Here is a 17061-nt window from a genome sequence, read left to right as displayed (position 1 = left end):
AGGCCCGTCATGAACCTGCATCAGTTTGCCGAGACCCACGACGTCACCAACCAACCGCCGTCCCTGGACGGCACTAACCTGTATCGCATCGACTTGCCCTTGCAGGAATGGTCACGCCGCTGTGGCGCTGGCTGGGCGCAGGCGCGCATTGATGCCTACGGCGCGCTGGCCGGCGGGCCGCTGATGGAAGCCGGGTTCCTGGCCAATCAGAACAAGCCTGTATTCAACAGCCATGACCGTTATGGTCATCGCATCGACCTGGTGGAATTTCACCCGGCTTACCACGAACTGATGCGCACCGCCGTCGAGCATGGTCTGCCGTCGCTGCCTTGGGCGCACCCGCAGTCCGGTGCCCATGTGGCCCGCGCTGCCATGACCTACCTGCACAGCCAGGCCGAAGCCGGTACCGGCTGCCCGCTGACCATGACCTTCGCCTGTGTGCCGGCGCTGCGTATTCAGCCAGAATTGGCTGACCTTTGGCTGCCGAAAATTCTCAGCACTCACTACGACCCGCGCAATGTCGGCATCCGCCACAAGGCTGGCGCCACCATCGGCATGGCCATGACCGAGAAACAGGGCGGCACTGACGTGCGCGCCAATACCACCCGGGCTTATCCGGTAGGCGCAGGCGGCCCGGGGCAAGCCTATGAACTGGTGGGCCACAAATGGTTCTGCTCGGCGCCGATGTGTGATGCCTTTCTAACGCTGGCGCAAACCGACAAGGGCCTCTCCTGTTTCCTATTGCCCCGACATCGCCCGGATGACACGCGCAACGAGTTCTACATCCAGCGCCTGAAAAACAAACTCGGCAACTGCTCCAACGCCTCCAGCGAAGTGGAGTTCCGTGGCGCCCTGGCCTGGATGATCGGCGAGGAGGGACGCGGCGTGCCCACCATCATCGAGATGGTCGCCATGACCCGCTTCGATTGCATGGTCGGTTCCAGCGCCCTGATGCGTCAGGCGCTGACCCAGGCCAGCCATCATTGTGCCCATCGCTCGGTGGGTGGGCGTGTACTCGGCGAGCAACCGCTGATGCAAAACGTGCTGGCTGACCTGGCACTGGAAAGCGAATCCGCGCTGGCCCTGAGCATGCGCATGGGCAAGGCCCTGGATAACCTGGGTGATGAGCAGGAAGCCAAGTTCGCCCGGCTGGTGACGGCGGTGGGCAAGTATTGGATCTGCAAGCGCGCCCCGGCCATGATCAACGAAGCCGCCGAGTGCATGGGCGGCGCCGGGTATGTGGAGGACAGCATCCTGCCGCGCCTTTATCGTGAGGCCCCGGTGAATTCGACGTGGGAAGGTTCCGGCAATGTGCAGTGCCTGGACGTGCTGCGCGCGTTATCGAAAGAACCGGGTGTGCTGGAGGCGTTGTTTGTCGAACTCGGGGACGGGCACGGGGATAAGCCACTGGCGCGGCATATTGAACAGCTGAAGTCGGCGTTTATGGACACTCAGGATATCCAGTACCGTGCGCGGCAGTTGACCGAGGATATCGCCGTGGCGTTGCAGGCCAAATTGTTGCTGGAGGCAGGGAATGCGGCGGTGAGTGATGGATTTATTGCCAGCCGGTTGGGTGAGTCATCCGGTCGGGCCTACGGGACTTTGCCGCGTGGTATGGAGGTGGAAGCGATTGTTGCCCGCTCGACACCTAACTGAATAAACGCGGGCAAGCCAGCTCCCACCTTTCAAAGCATTCCAACTCTGGTGTTTATGTGAGCCTGGGATACAGGCAAGATAAAGGCCTGCAAGTCAGAACACAGGATGCTTACCGTGACCGAAGCTTTTGTTGTCGTTCAAACCGCTGAAGAAGCCGTGGATCGTCTGGCGGCCCTGCATGAGCGCGCTACCGGCGCGCTCAATCAAGCCCTCAAGCAGTACCTCAAAGACCGCGTCGAACCCGATGCCGAACAACGTGCGCTGTTTCGTTACCCAGAACTGCGCCTGACCTACCACTGCCACGGCGAAGTCCCACAGACCACTCGGGCGTACGCGAAGGTCCAGTTGCCGGGGACCTACAGCGTTACCGTCACCCATCCTGCGGCCTTCCGTAAGTACCTGCTGGAGCAACTGGTGCCGTTGATGCACGACTTCACCGTGACGGTGGAAGTGGGCGTCAGCCAGCAGAACATCCCGTACCCGTATGTGGTGGAGCAGGGCGACGAACTGGCCGGCTCCGGCGTGACCGCCGCGACCCTGGCTCGCGTGTTCCCCAGCACTGACCTGTCGGCTGCCACCGATGGCATCGCCGATGGCCTCTACGACTGGGAGAACACCGACCCACTGCCCCTGGCGCTGTTCGACGCGGCGCGCGTGGACTTTTCCCTGCGTCGGCTGGTGCACTACACCGGCAGCGACTGGCGCCATGTGCAACCGTGGATCCTGCTGACCAACTACCACCGTTATGTCGACCAGTTCATCGTGCATGGCCTGGAGCAACTGCGCAGCGACCCACGGTTTATCCGTATGGTGCTGCCGGGCAACGTGGTGATCGACAAGAGCATGGACCACGGTGAAGCGTCGGCGATTGCCGCAGGCGTTGTGTGGCATCGTTATCAAATGCCGGCCTATCACTTGCAGGCCAGCGACGGCCACGGCGTGACCCTGGTGAACATTGGCGTCGGCCCGTCCAACGCCAAGAACATCACCGACCATTTGGCCGTGCTGCGCCCGCATTGCTGGCTGATGATCGGCCACTGCGGCGGCCTGCGCCAATCCCAGACCATTGGCGACTACGTACTGGCCCACGCCTATATGCGCCGCGACGGGATTCTCGACCGCGTAGTGCCGCCGAATATTCCGATTCCGGCCCTGGCCGAAGTGCAGATGGCCTTGCAGCGGGCGGCGGCCAACGTCACCGGCGAACAAGGCGAAGAGCTGAAAAAACGCCTGCGCACCGGCACCGTGTTGACCTATGACGACCGTAACTGGGAGCTGCGCTGGGCCCAGGAACGCCCATTGATCAACCTGTCTCGCGCGGTGGCCGTGGACATGGAAAGCGGTACCATCGCGGCGCAAGGCTACCGCTTGCGTGTGCCTTACGGCACCTTGCTGTGCGTGTCCGACAAGCCGCTGCACAGCGAGATCAAACTGCCGGGTTCGGCCAACGCGTTCTATGAGCGCGCGGTCAGCCAGCACTTGAAGATCGGCATCGAAGCCGTCGACCTGCTGCGCACCGAACTCAACTCGCTGCACTCGCGCAAACTGCGCAGCTTCGACGAACCGCCGTTCCGCTAAGCGGTTGGGATGGTCATTTAACGGTCAGGCCACTAGGATTGTCGGTCCTGACCGTTAGATGTTCCTTTGCCATGTCCCGTCCCACCCGTCCTGATTCGCGCCGCCCCAGCGTGAAACCTACGCATTCCGCAGCCCGTCGTGTCGCCAAGGCACCGCCGGCCGAGCCGAAGTTGATCCTCTTCAATAAACCGTTTGACGTGCTGACCCAGTTCAGCGACGAAGGCGGGCGCGCGACCCTCAAGGACTTTATCGACATCCCCGGCATCTACCCGGCCGGTCGCCTGGACCGTGACAGTGAAGGCCTGTTGCTGCTGACCAACGATGGCCAACTCCAGGCGCGGATTGCCGACCCCAAGCACAAACTGGCGAAAACCTACTGGGTACAAGTGGAGGGCGAACCGACCGAAGAGCAACTGCAACGGCTGCGTGACGGCGTCGAGCTCAATGACGGCAAGACCTTGCCCGCCGAAGCGCGGCAGTTGGATGAGCCCGAGTTATGGCCGCGCAACCCGCCGGTGCGCTTTCGTAAAAGCGTGCCGACCCATTGGTTGGAGTTGGTGATTCGAGAAGGGCGCAACCGTCAGGTACGGCGCATGACCGCCGCCGTGGGGTTGCCCACCTTGCGCCTGGTACGTGTGCGAATTGGCGATTGGACAATTGAAGGCCTGGATCAAGGCCAGTGGAAGGAAGTGCCGGCGCGCTTATAAGGCGCCGGACTCGATCAGACCGATGACCACGCTCTTGATGATGAACGCGGCCACGCCCAGGCCCAGCACGAAGAACAGGATGAACGAGCCAAAGCGTCCGGCTTTGGATTTCTTCGCCAGGTCCCAGACGATAAAGCCCATGAAAATGATCAGGATGGTGACCAGGCCGGTCATCATCCATTCTTCAAACAGGACGGGATCGATGTTGTTCATGGAGTATTTCCGACAAAGGCAGGCGGCGAGTATACGGCAGTGCTACAGGCGCAATATTGACTTGAGTTGGAATGCAATCAATGTGGGAGCAGGCTTGCCTGCGATAGCATCACCTGGGTCTGGCTGACATACCGAGGTGTCTGCATCGCAGGCAAGCCAGCTCCCACATTTGATCTTCATGGGGCTCAGGTACGCAGATGGGTCAGTGGTAACTCAGTGCTGTTGAGCACCTGGTTCAGCACAAAGCTCGACCGCACGCTGGTCACGCCATCAATGCGCGTTAGATGCCCCAGCAGCAACTTCTGGTAGTGATCCATATCCGGCACCACCACTTTCAATTGGTAGTCAGCATCCATTCCCGTCACCAAACTGCATTCCAATACCTGGGGCAAGGTGCGAATGGCCGCTTCGAAATTCTCGAAACGCTCGGGGGTGTGACGGTCCATGCCGATCAGCACATAGGCAGTGAGGCTCAGGCCGAGCATCTTGCGGTCGAGCAGAGCGACCTGGCGTGCGATGTAGCCGTCATCCTCCAGTTGCTTGACCCGGCGCGAGCACGGCGAAGGCGACAAGCCGATACGTTCGGCCAACTCCTGGTTGGAGATCCTCGCATCACGCTGCAATTCCGCCAAAATACTCAGGTCGTATCGGTCAAGCTTGCTCATTGGGTTGGCCTTTGTCGTAACTATTGCGGTTAATTATCTATGAAGGGTTAAAAATTGCGCAAGCACTGTTTATTGACGCAATCTTCGCAATCATCTGTCGGGCGCTCGCCTGTATCTTTATCAACAGAATCACCGCCTGGACAACAGTCCACTTACAGCGCGCCCAATCAGGCCCGCTGCGGCCGCCACCCCAGCAGGGTTGAGCCGGCCTCCAGGCTGCACACTGTCCACAAGACGGCGTGAGGTGAGCCAACGCCAAAAGCGTTGAGCCAGGACGAAGTTCTCAAGGGGTGGCCGACGGGTCACCCCTTTTCTTTTGCCTGCTGATAACCTGTCCAAGAACCGGGCCTCGCTTTTCCAGTCTCATGGACAGGTCCTAATCCGCAATGAGGAATAGCATGAAGCGCATCTGGCGTTGGGCAGGTGTTGGTTTGCTGATGGTCACCGTTGGTGCTCAGGCAGTGGCCGACGAGCGTGATAACGCGCCGCGCGGTGAAGGCGGTGGTCAGCATGAAAGAGGGCCGGAGGGCGGACGGCCTGGGAATAATGAACAGCCGCGCCCACAGAATCAGCATTTCGATGGTGGTGCCCAGAACGGTGGTGGCCAATGGCAGGGGCGTCCCCAGGGCAATGAGCAGGGGCGGCCGGTGCAGCAACCGCAACCGTCGAATAACCTGCCGATCCAGAGTCGCCCCGACACCGTGCGCCAGACCCAGGAGCCCCGCCAGGGCTATTACCGCGACATCCCGCGACGCAATGATGGTAACCCACATTGGGAAGCCGGCGGCCCAGGCTCACGGCCCGGCGACAACCGCTGGCCAGGCCGCCCCGACGGGCACGGCAATGGTTGGGGCCCAGGCCCGCAACATCGTCCTGGCTACGTGATCGACCGCTTCCCCGACCGCAACTACCGCGTGCCTTACCGCGGCCAGGATTATTTCTATTCCGGTGGCTACTGGTACCGCCCGCAAGGGCCGCGCTATGTAGTGGTGACGCCGCCCTACGGAATCCGCGTGCAATACCTGCCCGACTATGCACGTGAAGTGTGGATAGGCAGTGCGCTGTTCTTTCTTGCGGCGGGCTCTTATTACACCTACGAAAGCAGTTCCCAGCAGTACGTGGTGGTGCAACCGCCGACCGCCGTGCCGGCGCCGCAGCCCACGCCGCAAGGCAATGGCTATGACGTGGTGGCGTACCCCGCCAACGGCCAGTCACCGGCCCAGGTGCAGCAGGACGGTTACGACTGTTATCGCTGGGCGGTGCAGCAAAGCGGCTTCGATCCGCAGGCGGTGACGTACGCCCCAGACCCTGCGGTGGTGCAAACCTACCGCCAGGCCCAGGGCAACTGCCTGAGCAGTCGCGGCTATCAGGTGCAACAGTAGCAGCGACAAGCCTCAAGCTTTTGGTGTCAAGCTTGAGGCTTGTGACTTGCAGCTTGAAGCTGATCCGCAGGATCCGCATGCACCAGCACTTCGGCGCGCGGGTAAGCCTTGTGAATGGCATCGGCGGCCTGGTCGCTGATCCCGTGGGCGACTGACAGCGTCAACTCCCCCGGCAACTCCAGGTGCAATTGCACAAACCAGTGGCTGCCGGAAATCCGCGTGCGCAGATCATGTGCGCCCAACACCCCCGGTACGCCACGGGCCAGTTCCAACATGTGCTGGCTGACGTCCGTCGGCAGCTCTTCATCCATCAACACCGCAAAACTTTCCCGAGCGATCTGGACCGCGCTCCACAAGATGTAGGCAGCGATGCCCAGGCCGAACCAGGCGTCCACTTGATGGTAGCCAACACCCGCCAGCACCAGCGCCACCAGGATGCTCCCATTGAGCATCAGGTCCGAGCGGTAGTGCAGTGAATCCGCGCGCACGGCGTTGGAGCCGGTTTCGCGGATCACCCGGTGTTGCAGCATTAATAAGGCGACGGTCAACGCCAGGGAAAACACGATTACGCCAATGCTCAACCACGGCGCGCCCACGGGTTCCGGGTGCTGCAGCCGCTCGTAGGCCTGGAACGCGATCAGCACCGCACTGCCACCGATAAACAGCGCCTGCGCCATGCCCGCCAGCGATTCTGCCTTGCCATGCCCATAACGGTGATCGTCATCGGCCGGGCGCAGGGCGTAATGCACCGCGAGCAAATTCAACAGCGAGGTCACGCCGTCCAGCAGCGAGTCGGTCAACCCGGCGAGCATGCTCACCGAGCCGCTGAACCACCAAGCGATGGCCTTGGTGATAATCAACGCACAGGCCACGCCCACCGAAGCGCGAGTGGCCAGGCGCAAGAGCCGGGCGTGTTCGGGACCGCTGGTCATAGGCGGCTCGATTCCTTAAGCGGCAGGTTGCAGGCCCAGGCTGGCGAGCTGTTGCACGCTGCCTTTGAACTGGATCATGCGCGGGTCTTCCAGCGGCAGGGTGCGGCCGGTTTCTTTCTGAATGATGCTTTGCAGCTTGGCATTGTCGACCTTGCCGTCGGCGCCGATGGCTTCGTGGAGTTTTTCCGGGTCGACCTGGGCGGTCTTGCCCGGTTCGAAGTAGATGGCGCCGGTGGCGAAGTCCACACCAAAAGCGATCAGGCCTGGGATTACGTAGAACAGCAGGCCCACGGCATCGAGCACGGCAATCGTCGGGTCGATCTTGCCGTCGATCTGGCCGCGGCGGTCCGGGTAGAAGATCGATCCGCAGGCCGTCAGTTGGCTCAGCAGGGTGACGGCGAGGACACCACCAATGACACGGGAAGCGATACGCATAAAAATTCTCCTGAGCACGATTGATACGGGACTATATGACAATACTGCTGAACAACAGCGCTCTAATGTGCGAGTAGGCAAGCCAGCTCCCGCCGTTGAGCGCGTTGCCAGGCGCAGCCGGTGGTGTTTTTCAGACCAGCGTCGGCAACCGGCAGTTCGCCGTTATACTCGCCGCTCTGCTTTGGAGCCAGTATGAATTCGTTGCCGATTGATGATGTTTTACCCGCCCTGCGTGACGCCTTGGCGAATCGCCATGAAGCCGTGCTGGAAGCGCCGCCCGGCGCCGGTAAAACCACCCGCGTGCCCTTGGCCCTGTTGAATGAGCCATGGCTAGCCGGGCAAACCATCCTGATGCTCGAACCGCGCCGCCTTGCCGCCCGCGCCGCTGCCGAGCGCTTGGCCAGTGAGCTGGGTGAAAAAGTCGGTGAAACCGTCGGTTATCGCATTCGGCTGGACAGCAAAGTCGGCCCCAACACGCGCATCGAAGTGGTCACCGAAGGCATTCTCACCCGCCGCCTGCAGGACGACCCGGCGCTGGACGGCGTGGGCCTGCTGATTTTCGACGAATTCCATGTTTTGCTGATTGGTTCGCTTTTAGGCTTCTGGTTGTCAAGCTTTAGAGGCAACGCCCACAAGGCGTTGCCTGCTTTTGCTCTTGCTTGAAAGTCAAAGCCCACAAGGCTTGGATGCTCCTGCTCCTTCCCTCGCTATTCTTATCTTCAAATCGTGCACTTAGGTAGCTCACTGATCCTGACTGGCACTCTCAAGTCCAAATCATCACTCAACGCCCAGCGTATACTGCTTCCCTGCTTTGGGAGCCTTGATGATTTCTCTACCTATTGACCTCGTATTGCCAGACCTACGAGAGGCCCTGGCCAACCGCCACGAAGTAATCCTTGAAGCGCCACCTGGTGCGGGTAAGACCACTCGAGTGCCCCTGGCGCTCCTGAACGAACCTTGGCTTGGTGACCAGAAGATCCTGATGCTCGAGCCTCGTCGATTGGCTGCTCGGGCCGCCGCTGAACGTTTGGCGAGTGAGCTTGGTGAGAAGGTTGGTGAGACTGTCGGATACCGCATTCGTCTTGAAAGCAAGGTAGGCCCTCGCACCCAGATTGAAGTGGTCACAGAAGGTATCCTGGCTCGCCGGCTTCAAGATGATCCTGCGCTGGATGGTGTGGGTGTGGTGATCTTCGACGAATACCACCTGCGAAACCTCGACTCCGACCTTGCACTGGCTCTGTGCGTGAGTGCTCGTGAGCTTCTGCGTGATGAGCCGCCACTGAAGTTGCTTCTGATGTCCGCAACGCTGGAAGGTGCTCGCCTTTCAAAAGTGCTGAATGATGCGCCTGTGGTCACCAGTGAGGGCCAAATGTATCCGGTCGTACCGGTTTGGGGCAGTCCATATCAGCCGGGCGAGCGTATGGATGCGCGAGTCACTGACACCTGTTTGGCTGCCATCAACGAACAGTCGGGAAGCGTTTTGGTTTTCCTTCCTGGGCAGGCAGAGATTCGGCGGGTGACTGAGGCGCTCAAGGAGCAGTTGAGTGGTCGTCCAAAGGTAATCGTATGTCCTCTATACGGCGACCTCGACTTAAATGCTCAGCGTGCTGCGATAGACCCGGCACCCAAAGGCTCCCGGAAGATCGTACTGGCCACGAACATCGCGGAGACCAGCTTGACCATCGAAGGTGTCAGAGTGGTGGTGGACAGTGGTCTCGAGCGAGTGCCGAAATTCGATCCTCGCAGTGGAATGACCCGGCTCGACACACAGCGTATTTCGAAGGCCAGTGCTACTCAGCGTGCAGGACGGGCAGGGCGGTTGGAACCAGGTATCTGCTATCGCCTTTGGTCTGAGTCGCAGCACGAGCAAATGGCTGGCTACAGTACCCCTGAAATCCTGCAGGCGGATCTTGCAGCCCTGGCTCTCCAGTTGGCCCGGTGGGGAATGAAGCCGGATGAGATGACCTGGCTCGACCAACCTCCATCAGCTCCCTTCGCACAAGCCCGAGACCTGCTGAAGAGCTTAGGCGCACTTGATGATGCTGGGCAGCTCACACCACACGGATCGTCGATGAGCGAGCTACCAGCGCATCCACGGATCGCTCATCTGCTCATCAAAGGTAACTCGATGGGGCTAGATGACCTGGCTTGCAATATCGCAGCACTGTTGGGTGAGAAAGACATTCTGCGCGGAGCCGGTGCAGATCTTTATACCAGGCTGAGTGCATTGTCAGGCGAGCAACATTCACGTCGAGGTGGTGGCCCATTGCAGCGAGTTAAGCAGTCTGCTCGGCAGTATCGATCCCTGCTGCGTGGAAGAGCCTCCAGCCCCGTTAGCGAGCCCGACCATCCACGATGGGTAGGTTGCCTGTTGGCGTATGCATATCCAGATCGAATCGGCCTGCAGAGGCGTTCAAGCACATCTGAGTATCGTCTCTCCAACGGACGGGCTGCCGTATTCTCCGAGCCTGATGCTCTCACCAAACACGAGTGGCTGGTGGTAGCCGATCTGGGTAGCCGGCAAGGCCAGCGTGAGGAGCGGATCTACCTGGCGAGTGACCTCGATCCGGCCCTGTTCGATGACGAGCTGGCTGATCTTGTGAGGTCTGTCGATGAGGTCGACTGGGATGAAAGGGAAGGGGTGCTGAAGGCTGAGCGGCAGTTGAAGGTTGGGCAACTCATCTTGTCGACGACAGCCCTGCCAAGTCTCGATGAGCAAACCCGTTCGCTGGCCTTGGTCAACCTCGTGAGGCGCAAGGGCATCGAACTCCTGCCCTGGAGCCCTGAGCTGCGGCAGTGGCAAGCTCGAGTCGATCTGCTCCGTCAGATGGATATCCAGAGTGGCCAATCCGCTAGCAAATGGCCTGATCTCAGTGATACCAATCTCTTGGATACACTGGAAGATTGGCTGACGCCATACCTGGGCAAAGTCACGAGGCTCAGTCACTTCAGCCAGCTGGATCTGTCTTCGATAGTCAGAAACCTCCTGCCTTGGCCGCTTCCGCAAGAGTTGGATGTTCAGGCGCCGCAGGCGATCCAGGTGCCTTCTGGTTCGAACATCCGCATCGACTATTCAGAGTACCCGCCAATCCTTGCTGTGCGGCTACAGGAATTGTTCGGGCTGGCCGAAACGCCTCGGATTGCTCATGGGAAACAGCCGCTGACGCTACATTTGTTGTCGCCGGCCCGGAGGCCTGTACAGGTCACCCAAGATCTTGCCAACTTCTGGCGGAGTACCTATGCGGAAGTGAAGAAAGATCTCAAGGGTAGATACCCAAAGCACTTTTGGCCTGACAACCCTTTAATCGCAGAGGCTACCGCTAGAGCCAAGCCCAGAAAGCCATGAGTGTCCAAGTAATCCCCAGTCTTTTTGGCGGCTGGGGTAATTACCAGAAGGCTTAGATTTACAGCAGGCTCATTCTCTTGGGCAGAGCTATCTCTTCAGGCGCCTCACCGTCCTTGTACCCCATCAGGTAAAGGACGTCTCCGACCGGTCGTGGCTGATGATTCGGATCTGACTCGTCCTTAGATACCATCTTTCTTAATACGTAACGGAACGTGACGCCCTGATCAGCAAGTCGGTCTAGGAGTGCCTGCAGTTCATCAAACACGGCCAGGCGAGATGTGCTTGAGTAAAGTTCTGCGCAATCGCGATATTCCCTGAGGTAATCGACCAGTTCAGCAAACGTCTCGGCTTGATCTTGGTTGGGGTCAAAGTCTAGCTCGATGTAATCGCCTATGCACTCGGCTGCAAGATTGGCTAGATTTCTGCCCGATTCAAGCAATAGCACCTTCGTAAGCACATACTCTTTTTCGAACTTGTCTCTGGCAGCTTGCAACTGTTCATTTGTCGGGATCGCCATGGGTTTGGTGAATGCATCGATGTCCTTAAACTCGAAAGCACTGGCCAACGATCGCAAAGTGTGAGGGTTCCCACCTGAGCCAGCCTCCACTCGCTGGATGGTTCTCGGGGTTGTTCTGGAGAGTTCCGCAAGCGTCTCTTGTGACCATTGACGGATCTCACGCAGGTATCTGACCACCTGACCCAGTTCGCCCTTGCTCAGCACGCGGGTCTCAATTGTATCGAAGCTGCTCATATCGTTTCTCCTGCCCCATTGGCTCATCTGATGGGTCAAGTATGGAAGTGCTCAGGTCGCTGCAACACGACACGAACACGACAGGCACCGTCCTTATATCCCACTCACCTTCGGGAGGAGAGGGATTACTTTTTTTCCCTCCAGTCGGCTTTATATAGAAGCTGATCGCGGTGAAGCTGTAAAACCTTATGGGCCTGAAGAGTCTGCTGTGTTTCCTTGTTAAACTTCTTTGCTTCATCAAATGCGAGAAATATCTGCTTTCTTCTTACTGAGTTTAGGATGCGGATAATATTTTCTGTGGCGGCCAATTCGATGTTTTTGTAGATGATGGAGTCGTGAATTACAAATGGCAGTCGTGTAAGTGATAGCATCGCTAAGTCGAAACCTACAAGTCCGGCGTAGGACTTACCCGTCCCGGTATCCATCGGGCAAGTGACGCTGTACGAGCTAGCACTTTTTATTCGAAGTTGCGAAGCAAGAGGCAAATTAGCTCGCAGCCCGGATTTTGGCCAAAAAATTAGGTGAGTAACGAATACAGTCCTGAACGCAACAGCTGGGGAACCGCTTCTCCGGGCGAAGGCGTATCTTAGGCTCTACTGAAGAGGCGGCCACCACCCGCGTGGGGGGGGTGACCGATGGCTCCGAACTCCGTCAGAACCGCACCTGCCCAGCTAGGCTTTCAGTACCGGCGATGTAACGCCAACATCAAGCCTGACCATGGCCTGGCAGAACGAAGGCCGTTCTGCCAGGCGGACTCTTTAAACCATGATGATCGAGGGCCGTTTAGGCTCCGCATATCTCAGGGGCATAATTTGTTTCTACCGTGGTCGCAGAAACGCTACCTTACTTAGCGCTAGAAATCTCCCCCTCGTATGTAGCTCCGGTGGCTGGGGAGGTCGCTTGATTCCCTTGCCATTTCGCAATGACCAATGGGGCCAATGCGTTACCGAGGACGTTGAGCGTAGTTGTACCCATATCCATGATCCGGTAGACGCCAGCGATAAACGCGATACCTTCAAGAGGTAGCCCAGCGCTCGCCAGGGTGGCAGAAAGGATCACGAACATGAAGCCAGGTACACCGGCAGCACCCTTAGACGTCAGCACCATGGTGACTACCAGCATGGCTTGTTGTGCCAAGCTCAGCTCAATGCCGTAGAGCTGAGCGACGAAGAGCGTGCCAATCCCCAAAAAGATGGAAGCGCCGTCCAAGTTGAACGAGTAGCCGACCGGGACAACGAAACTAACAACCTCGCGGGGTGCGCCGAACTTCTCGAGCTTGGACATCAGCTGTGGCATGACTGCCGTAGAGCTCGCGCTTGAGAAAGCCAGTACCAACTCGTCTTTGATATGGCGAATGAGGCCGATGAACGGGATGCCAGCAAGTTTCGCTATCGAGCCCAGGACAACAATTGCGAAAAGGAACAGGGCGATGTAGGTAACGACAATAAGCTTTGCCAAGGGCAGGAGCGAGGAGAAGCCGAAATTTGCGACTGTCACCGAGATCATACCGAACACGCCGATTGGCGAATATGCCATCACCATAGATGTCACTCTGAACATGGCATCACTCATGCCTCTGAATACTGCCAGAACGGGATCCTTCCGTTCTTTAGGAAGGCCTGAAAGGCCCAGGCCGAACATCACGGCAAAGAACAAAACAGGCAGCAAATTTCCTTTGGCCATCGAGTCGATAATATTGTCGGGAACGATTCCTAGAATCAGACCAGCTACGCCCTGGTGCCCCCCGCCAGAAGGAAGCGCGATTTCAGCAGCCTTGAGGCTGTGCAGATCAGTGCCAGCACCGGGCTCAAGTAAATTGCCCAAAACCAGACCAAAAATAATTGCGCTCGTGGTGATGCCGAAGAAATAGAGAAGGGTTCTAGCCCCCATACGGCCCAAGGCTTTGGTATCACCTTGACCTGCGACCCCAACGACCATGCAACAGAAAACGATTGGAATAACGATCATCTTCATCAATTTGATGAACAGGTCGCCAGCGGGTTGGAGAATATTGGCGATTAGCCAAGGGCGAGCCTCAGGGTAATGGTTGAGTACAGCACCCAAGATGATGCCTGCTACAAGGCCGATCAGGATCTGAGCGACCAGGGGAATACGAGGTTTATGCATGTCCGTCTCACAGATTTTCAGCGGCAGGATCTTGTTTTAAAAAATCGGGGGCTAACGCCCCCGGTGGCTTCCAGCTATTGATTGCTGGTTAGCGCAGAGACTCACAGGCATGACGAATGCGCGCACATCCTTGCTGGATTACGGACTCACCGCTTGCAAAGGACAAACGGACGTAAGGGCTAATGCCAAAAGCTCCACCAACCACTGTCGCAACCCCTGCCTCTTCAAGCCAGTATTTAACTACGTCCCCATCAGTGTTGAGCGTTTTACCGCCTGGAGTGACTTTGCCGAGGAGCCCCTGGACATTTACGAACAGATAGAATGCACCTTCAGGAACGACATACGTCAGCCCTGGTACGCCTTCTAGAGCTACTAGCATGATGTCCCGACGACCGCGATAGAGCTTGGCCATCGACTTCACTGGAGCCTGATCTCCGGCAAATGCAGCTACAGCGGCGGCTTGGCTAATGGAGCTTGGGCAGGTGGTGCTCTGCGATAGCAGCTTACCGATTGCAGCGATCAGCCACTTCGGGCCCGCACCGAAGCCCAAGCGCCATCCGGTCATCGCATAGCCTTTTGAGGCGCCGTTAATGATTAGGATCCGATCTTTCAGATCTGGCGCAGCAGCAGGAAACGACAGGTACGGCTCGTCGCCGTACACGAAGTGCTCATAAATCTCGTCCGCCATGATTAGGACATGCGGATGAGCACGGAGCACCTGTGCGAGGGCCTTCAGTTCAGCTGCGCTGTAGACGGCACCGCTTGGGTTGTTTGGACTATTGAGAATGACCCATTTCGTGCGAGGAGTAATTGCTTTCCGCAGTTGTTCAGGGGTCAACTTGAAGCCGTTTTCCTGGTTCCCGTCAATGACAACCGGCGTGCCGCCGTTGAGCTTGGTGATGTCGGGGTACGACACCCAGTAGGGACTGTGAACGATGACTTCGTCGTTAGGATTAAGGGTTGCAGCAAGCGCCTCAAAGATCACCTGCTTGCCGCCCGTGCCTGCAACTACTTCATCAATCGCGTACTGGAGACCATTGTCGCGAGCAAGCTTGGTGACGATGGCGTCACGCAGTGCTGGGGTGCCCGAAGTGTTTGTGTAATGGGTGTCACCAGTTTCCATTGCTTTGCGAGCAGCTTCAACGATATGCGCCGGTGTATTCAGATCAGGCTCACCAACGGTGAAGTTGACGATATCCCGGCCTTCAGCACGAAGCTCAGCAACCAGTGCGTTAGCGGCGACGCTTGGGGATGGAGCAATGCTTAATACGCGCTCAGAAAGATATTTATTCATTTCGTTTGTCCTCACAGCAGGCCGGCTTTAGCCAACGCATTATTGATCCAAGACTGGTCTACCGAACCGTTGGCGATTTCTGCCTTAACGCGCTCTTCCAGAGCTTCGTGATCCCGTGCCTTGGACAGGACTTCTTCTGCGTCTGCTTGGGAGAAGGCAACAACACCGTCTTCGTCGCCAACGATGATATCGCCTGGATTAATGATCATCCCCCCGATGCTGACGGGCACGTTGACTTCGCCAGGGCCGGTTTTATAAGGGCCGCAGTGCACAACAGCTTTCGCGTAACACGGAGTGTCTGAGAAGCAGGCGACGTCGCGGATGGCCCCATCGATTACGAATCCCACGCAGCCATGCTGTAGTGCATACAGCTTGATAAGCTCGCCGATCATCGCGTTGGTGGTGTCGCCTTGGCCGTCAACAACCAAGACATCCCCTGGCCGCAGCATGGTCAGAGCTTTATAGATGATCAGATTGTCGCCTGGACGGGTTTTCACGGTCAGTGCAGTTCCAACCAGCTTGCCGGTTTGGTTGTAGCGGGTTAGACCACGCGCACCGATGTGACGTCTCATGTTGTCACTGATGTGCGGGGTGACGACGGTACGAAAGGCTTCGATCATGCTGGGTGCAGCAGAGGGAGCCGGCGGGTTGAATCGGTTGCCAAGGGACATGGGATATCTCCGTCACACAGGTGTTGTTTTTCCTAGATGATAAGGAGATACCTTGAATGCTTTTAGCGATATTTTTGGATGTGATACCATCTCTTTTAGTAAACATTTATCGATCAGCCATTGTGATCACGGAAAATGCGGATCAGCATCGGCACCTATGAAAGGACAGTTGTTGTGGTGACATTCAAGCAACTCGAGGCGCTTTTCTGGATCGCTCAGCTAGGCAGCTTTGAATCAGCCGCTGCGAAGCTGAACATGTCGCAATCGGCCATTTCTAAACGCATTTCAGAATTGGAGGACACGTTCAAGGTTGCCATGTTTGATCGGTCGAGGCGGACTGCTCGACTCACACCTAGGGGTACGCTGTTACTTGAGCATGCTGCCGAACTGCTCTCCCGCCGCGATCAAATGCTAGGAGAGGTCAGCGATAAATCTGCCTTAGTGGGACGATTCCGTATTGGCGTAACTGAGCTCACGGCGATGACGTGGCTACCGTCGCTCGTGGAGGCCGTCAGCGAAGTCTATCCCCGCCTTCAGCTGGAACCACTGGTCGAAGTGGGCGCTGATCTCTTCCGCAAGTTGGAGCAAGATCACCTAGATCTAGTTGTCCTCCCAGATGTCTTCGGCGATGCCCGCTTTACACAAGTTATGCTGCAAGGGGTTCGTAATGTCTGGATGTGTTCGCCCCGATTGCTTGACACCGGACGACTGTGGACGCTTGATGAACTGGCAGACCAAAAACTTTTAACTCAAGGCATCTCATCGGGTGCGGGGCTTTTGTATCAGAGATGGTTCGCCAACCAGGGTGTCAATTTCGCCAAGTCAGTGACGGTTAACAACTTGCTCGCTCAGGTAGGCTTGGCTATTTCAGGCCTAGGCGTTGCTTATTTGCCTTGTGACTGCATTGGGCATCTGCTTGAGCGTGGTGATTTGCGAGAGATACGGTGCGAGCCTGCGTTGCCTGACACGAACTACATAGCGTTGTACCGAGCAGATCGCTGGGTAGGTGTCGGTGCAGACATCGCCGAAATGGCCAAAAAACTCTGTGACTTCTCTCGTCTCCTAATCGCCCAGTGAGGCTATTCGTCGTAGACGTAGCCACCTTCGCTATTCTGTTGAATGCACTGACTGCGCATTCCACGCCATCCGGCCACCCAGTCCACCAACATCCGGCCATCCTTTCCACGCTCATCCGGCCAGGCAGTCGGAGCGCAGCGACGCAGGTTTGCATTGTTAGTCTGAAGTCCCTGTCGTCGTCAATTTCGTTGCGCGTCTGCGCATCGATTCGCCCTTCAGTTCGATCC

General features: G+C 57.7%; 15 protein-coding genes and 1 pseudogene. 7 read left to right on the top strand and 9 right to left on the bottom strand.

Annotated elements, in window-relative coordinates:
• Positions 1-9: 9 nt before the first annotated feature.
• The 3 genes from AACY44_RS16980 (at position 10) to AACY44_RS16970 (ending at position 3941) form a co-directional block, all read left to right on the top strand.
• Positions 10-1656 carry an acyl-CoA dehydrogenase family protein gene (locus AACY44_RS16980; RefSeq protein WP_339530715.1) on the top strand — a complete coding sequence of 549 codons (1647 nt, stop codon included), beginning with the start codon at positions 10-12 and terminating at the stop codon, positions 1654-1656.
• 105 nt (positions 1657-1761) lie between these two features.
• A complete protein-coding gene (amn, locus tag AACY44_RS16975; RefSeq protein WP_339427978.1) occupies positions 1762-3234 on the top strand; it encodes an AMP nucleosidase in 1473 nt (490 codons plus the stop codon).
• Between the two features lie 71 nt (positions 3235-3305).
• A complete protein-coding gene (locus AACY44_RS16970) occupies positions 3306-3941 on the top strand; it encodes a pseudouridine synthase (RefSeq protein WP_339437543.1) in 636 nt (211 codons plus the stop codon).
• On the opposite strand, the gene AACY44_RS16965 is transcribed toward AACY44_RS16970, so the two are convergent.
• Both AACY44_RS16965 and AACY44_RS16960 read right to left on the bottom strand, forming a co-directional pair.
• On the bottom strand, positions 3936-4145 hold the full coding sequence (locus AACY44_RS16965) for a DUF2788 domain-containing protein (RefSeq protein WP_049713471.1): 210 nt from the start codon (positions 4143-4145) through the stop codon (positions 3936-3938). The two genes, AACY44_RS16970 and AACY44_RS16965, sit on opposite strands and share 6 nt — an antisense overlap.
• 194 nt (positions 4146-4339) lie before the next feature.
• Positions 4340-4819 carry an Lrp/AsnC family transcriptional regulator gene (locus tag AACY44_RS16960; protein ID WP_017735654.1) on the bottom strand — a complete coding sequence of 160 codons (480 nt, stop codon included), beginning with the start codon at positions 4817-4819 and terminating at the stop codon, positions 4340-4342.
• 398 nt (positions 4820-5217) lie between these two features.
• Here AACY44_RS16960 and AACY44_RS16955 point away from each other — a divergent pair, with 398 nt between their 5' ends.
• Positions 5218-6201 carry a DUF6515 family protein gene (locus tag AACY44_RS16955; protein WP_339471395.1) on the top strand — a complete coding sequence of 328 codons (984 nt, stop codon included), beginning with the start codon at positions 5218-5220 and terminating at the stop codon, positions 6199-6201.
• Between the two features lie 26 nt (positions 6202-6227).
• Here AACY44_RS16955 and AACY44_RS16950 read toward each other — a convergent pair whose 3' ends face one another.
• Both AACY44_RS16950 and AACY44_RS16945 read right to left on the bottom strand, forming a co-directional pair.
• Entirely contained in the window at positions 6228-7133 is a 906-nt protein-coding gene (locus tag AACY44_RS16950; protein WP_339530714.1) for a cation diffusion facilitator family transporter, read from the bottom strand.
• Positions 7134-7148: 15 nt separating this feature from the next.
• Entirely contained in the window at positions 7149-7568 is a 420-nt protein-coding gene (locus tag AACY44_RS16945; RefSeq protein ID WP_339530713.1) for a polyribonucleotide nucleotidyltransferase, read from the bottom strand.
• Positions 7569-7760: 192 nt separating this feature from the next.
• On the opposite strand from AACY44_RS16945, the pseudogene AACY44_RS16940 reads away from it, so the two are divergent.
• Both AACY44_RS16940 and hrpB read left to right on the top strand, forming a co-directional pair.
• Positions 7761-8141, top strand: a pseudogene (locus AACY44_RS16940) (DEAD/DEAH box helicase); the annotation flags it as partial.
• 250 nt (positions 8142-8391) lie between these two features.
• The gene (gene hrpB / locus AACY44_RS16935; protein WP_339530711.1) at positions 8392-10914 is read left to right on the top strand and encodes an ATP-dependent helicase HrpB; all 2523 of its coding nucleotides are present in this window, start codon (positions 8392-8394) and stop codon (positions 10912-10914) included.
• Positions 10915-10972: 58 nt separating this feature from the next.
• Here hrpB and AACY44_RS16930 read toward each other — a convergent pair whose 3' ends face one another.
• The 5 genes from AACY44_RS16930 to AACY44_RS16910 all read right to left on the bottom strand — a co-directional run bounded on the left by AACY44_RS16930 (position 10973) and on the right by AACY44_RS16910 (position 15757).
• Positions 10973-11665, bottom strand: a complete 693-nt coding sequence (locus tag AACY44_RS16930; protein WP_339437540.1) for a helix-turn-helix domain-containing protein — start codon at positions 11663-11665, stop codon at positions 10973-10975.
• Between the two features lie 125 nt (positions 11666-11790).
• Positions 11791-12150 (bottom strand): DUF2326 domain-containing protein, encoded by a 360-nt coding sequence (locus tag AACY44_RS16925; protein WP_339530709.1) that lies wholly within the window; start codon positions 12148-12150, stop codon positions 11791-11793.
• A gap of 358 nt (positions 12151-12508) precedes the next feature.
• Complete coding sequence (locus tag AACY44_RS16920) at positions 12509-13792, bottom strand: cation:dicarboxylate symporter family transporter (protein ID WP_339436746.1); 1284 nt, start codon at positions 13790-13792, stop codon at positions 12509-12511.
• A gap of 88 nt (positions 13793-13880) precedes the next feature.
• Entirely contained in the window at positions 13881-15086 is a 1206-nt protein-coding gene (locus AACY44_RS16915) for an aminotransferase class I/II-fold pyridoxal phosphate-dependent enzyme (protein WP_339436747.1), read from the bottom strand.
• Between the two features lie 11 nt (positions 15087-15097).
• Positions 15098-15757, bottom strand: coding sequence for an RraA family protein (locus AACY44_RS16910; RefSeq protein WP_339530706.1), 660 nt, complete (start codon positions 15755-15757; stop codon positions 15098-15100).
• Between the two features lie 174 nt (positions 15758-15931).
• On the opposite strand from AACY44_RS16910, the gene AACY44_RS16905 reads away from it, so the two are divergent.
• Entirely contained in the window at positions 15932-16834 is a 903-nt protein-coding gene (locus tag AACY44_RS16905; protein WP_339436810.1) for a LysR family transcriptional regulator, read from the top strand.
• The last annotated feature ends 227 nt before the right edge of the window (positions 16835-17061 follow it).

Origin of the sequence: Pseudomonas sp. RA_15y_Pfl1_P11, from assembly GCF_963970975.1 — a bacterium.
In the GTDB taxonomy this organism is placed as follows: domain Bacteria; phylum Pseudomonadota; class Gammaproteobacteria; order Pseudomonadales; family Pseudomonadaceae; genus Aquipseudomonas; species Aquipseudomonas tritici.
The sequence above is the reverse complement of the archived record's forward strand: the minus strand, read 5'-3'. Positions and strand labels throughout refer to the sequence as shown.

Excerpts from the sequence above, each read along its gene's own strand:
- AACY44_RS16980 (WP_339530715.1), top strand. The coding sequence starts at position 10 with ATGAACCTGCATCAGTTTGCCGAGACCCACGACGTCACCAACCAACCG.
- AACY44_RS16950 (WP_339530714.1), bottom strand. The coding sequence starts at position 7,133 with ATGACCAGCGGTCCCGAACACGCCCGGCTCTTGCGCCTGGCCACTCGC.
- AACY44_RS16910 (WP_339530706.1), bottom strand. The coding sequence starts at position 15,757 with ATGTCCCTTGGCAACCGATTCAACCCGCCGGCTCCCTCTGCTGCACCC.
- hrpB (WP_339530711.1), top strand. The coding sequence starts at position 8,392 with ATGATTTCTCTACCTATTGACCTCGTATTGCCAGACCTACGAGAGGCC.
- AACY44_RS16920 (WP_339436746.1), bottom strand. The coding sequence starts at position 13,792 with ATGCATAAACCTCGTATTCCCCTGGTCGCTCAGATCCTGATCGGCCTT.
- AACY44_RS16955 (WP_339471395.1), top strand. The coding sequence starts at position 5,218 with ATGAAGCGCATCTGGCGTTGGGCAGGTGTTGGTTTGCTGATGGTCACC.
- AACY44_RS16970 (WP_339437543.1), top strand. The coding sequence starts at position 3,306 with ATGTCCCGTCCCACCCGTCCTGATTCGCGCCGCCCCAGCGTGAAACCT.
- AACY44_RS16930 (WP_339437540.1), bottom strand. The coding sequence starts at position 11,665 with ATGAGCAGCTTCGATACAATTGAGACCCGCGTGCTGAGCAAGGGCGAA.
- AACY44_RS16945 (WP_339530713.1), bottom strand. The coding sequence starts at position 7,568 with ATGCGTATCGCTTCCCGTGTCATTGGTGGTGTCCTCGCCGTCACCCTG.
- amn (WP_339427978.1), top strand. The coding sequence starts at position 1,762 with ATGCTTACCGTGACCGAAGCTTTTGTTGTCGTTCAAACCGCTGAAGAA.
- AACY44_RS16915 (WP_339436747.1), bottom strand. The coding sequence starts at position 15,086 with ATGAATAAATATCTTTCTGAGCGCGTATTAAGCATTGCTCCATCCCCA.
- AACY44_RS16960 (WP_017735654.1), bottom strand. The coding sequence starts at position 4,819 with ATGAGCAAGCTTGACCGATACGACCTGAGTATTTTGGCGGAATTGCAG.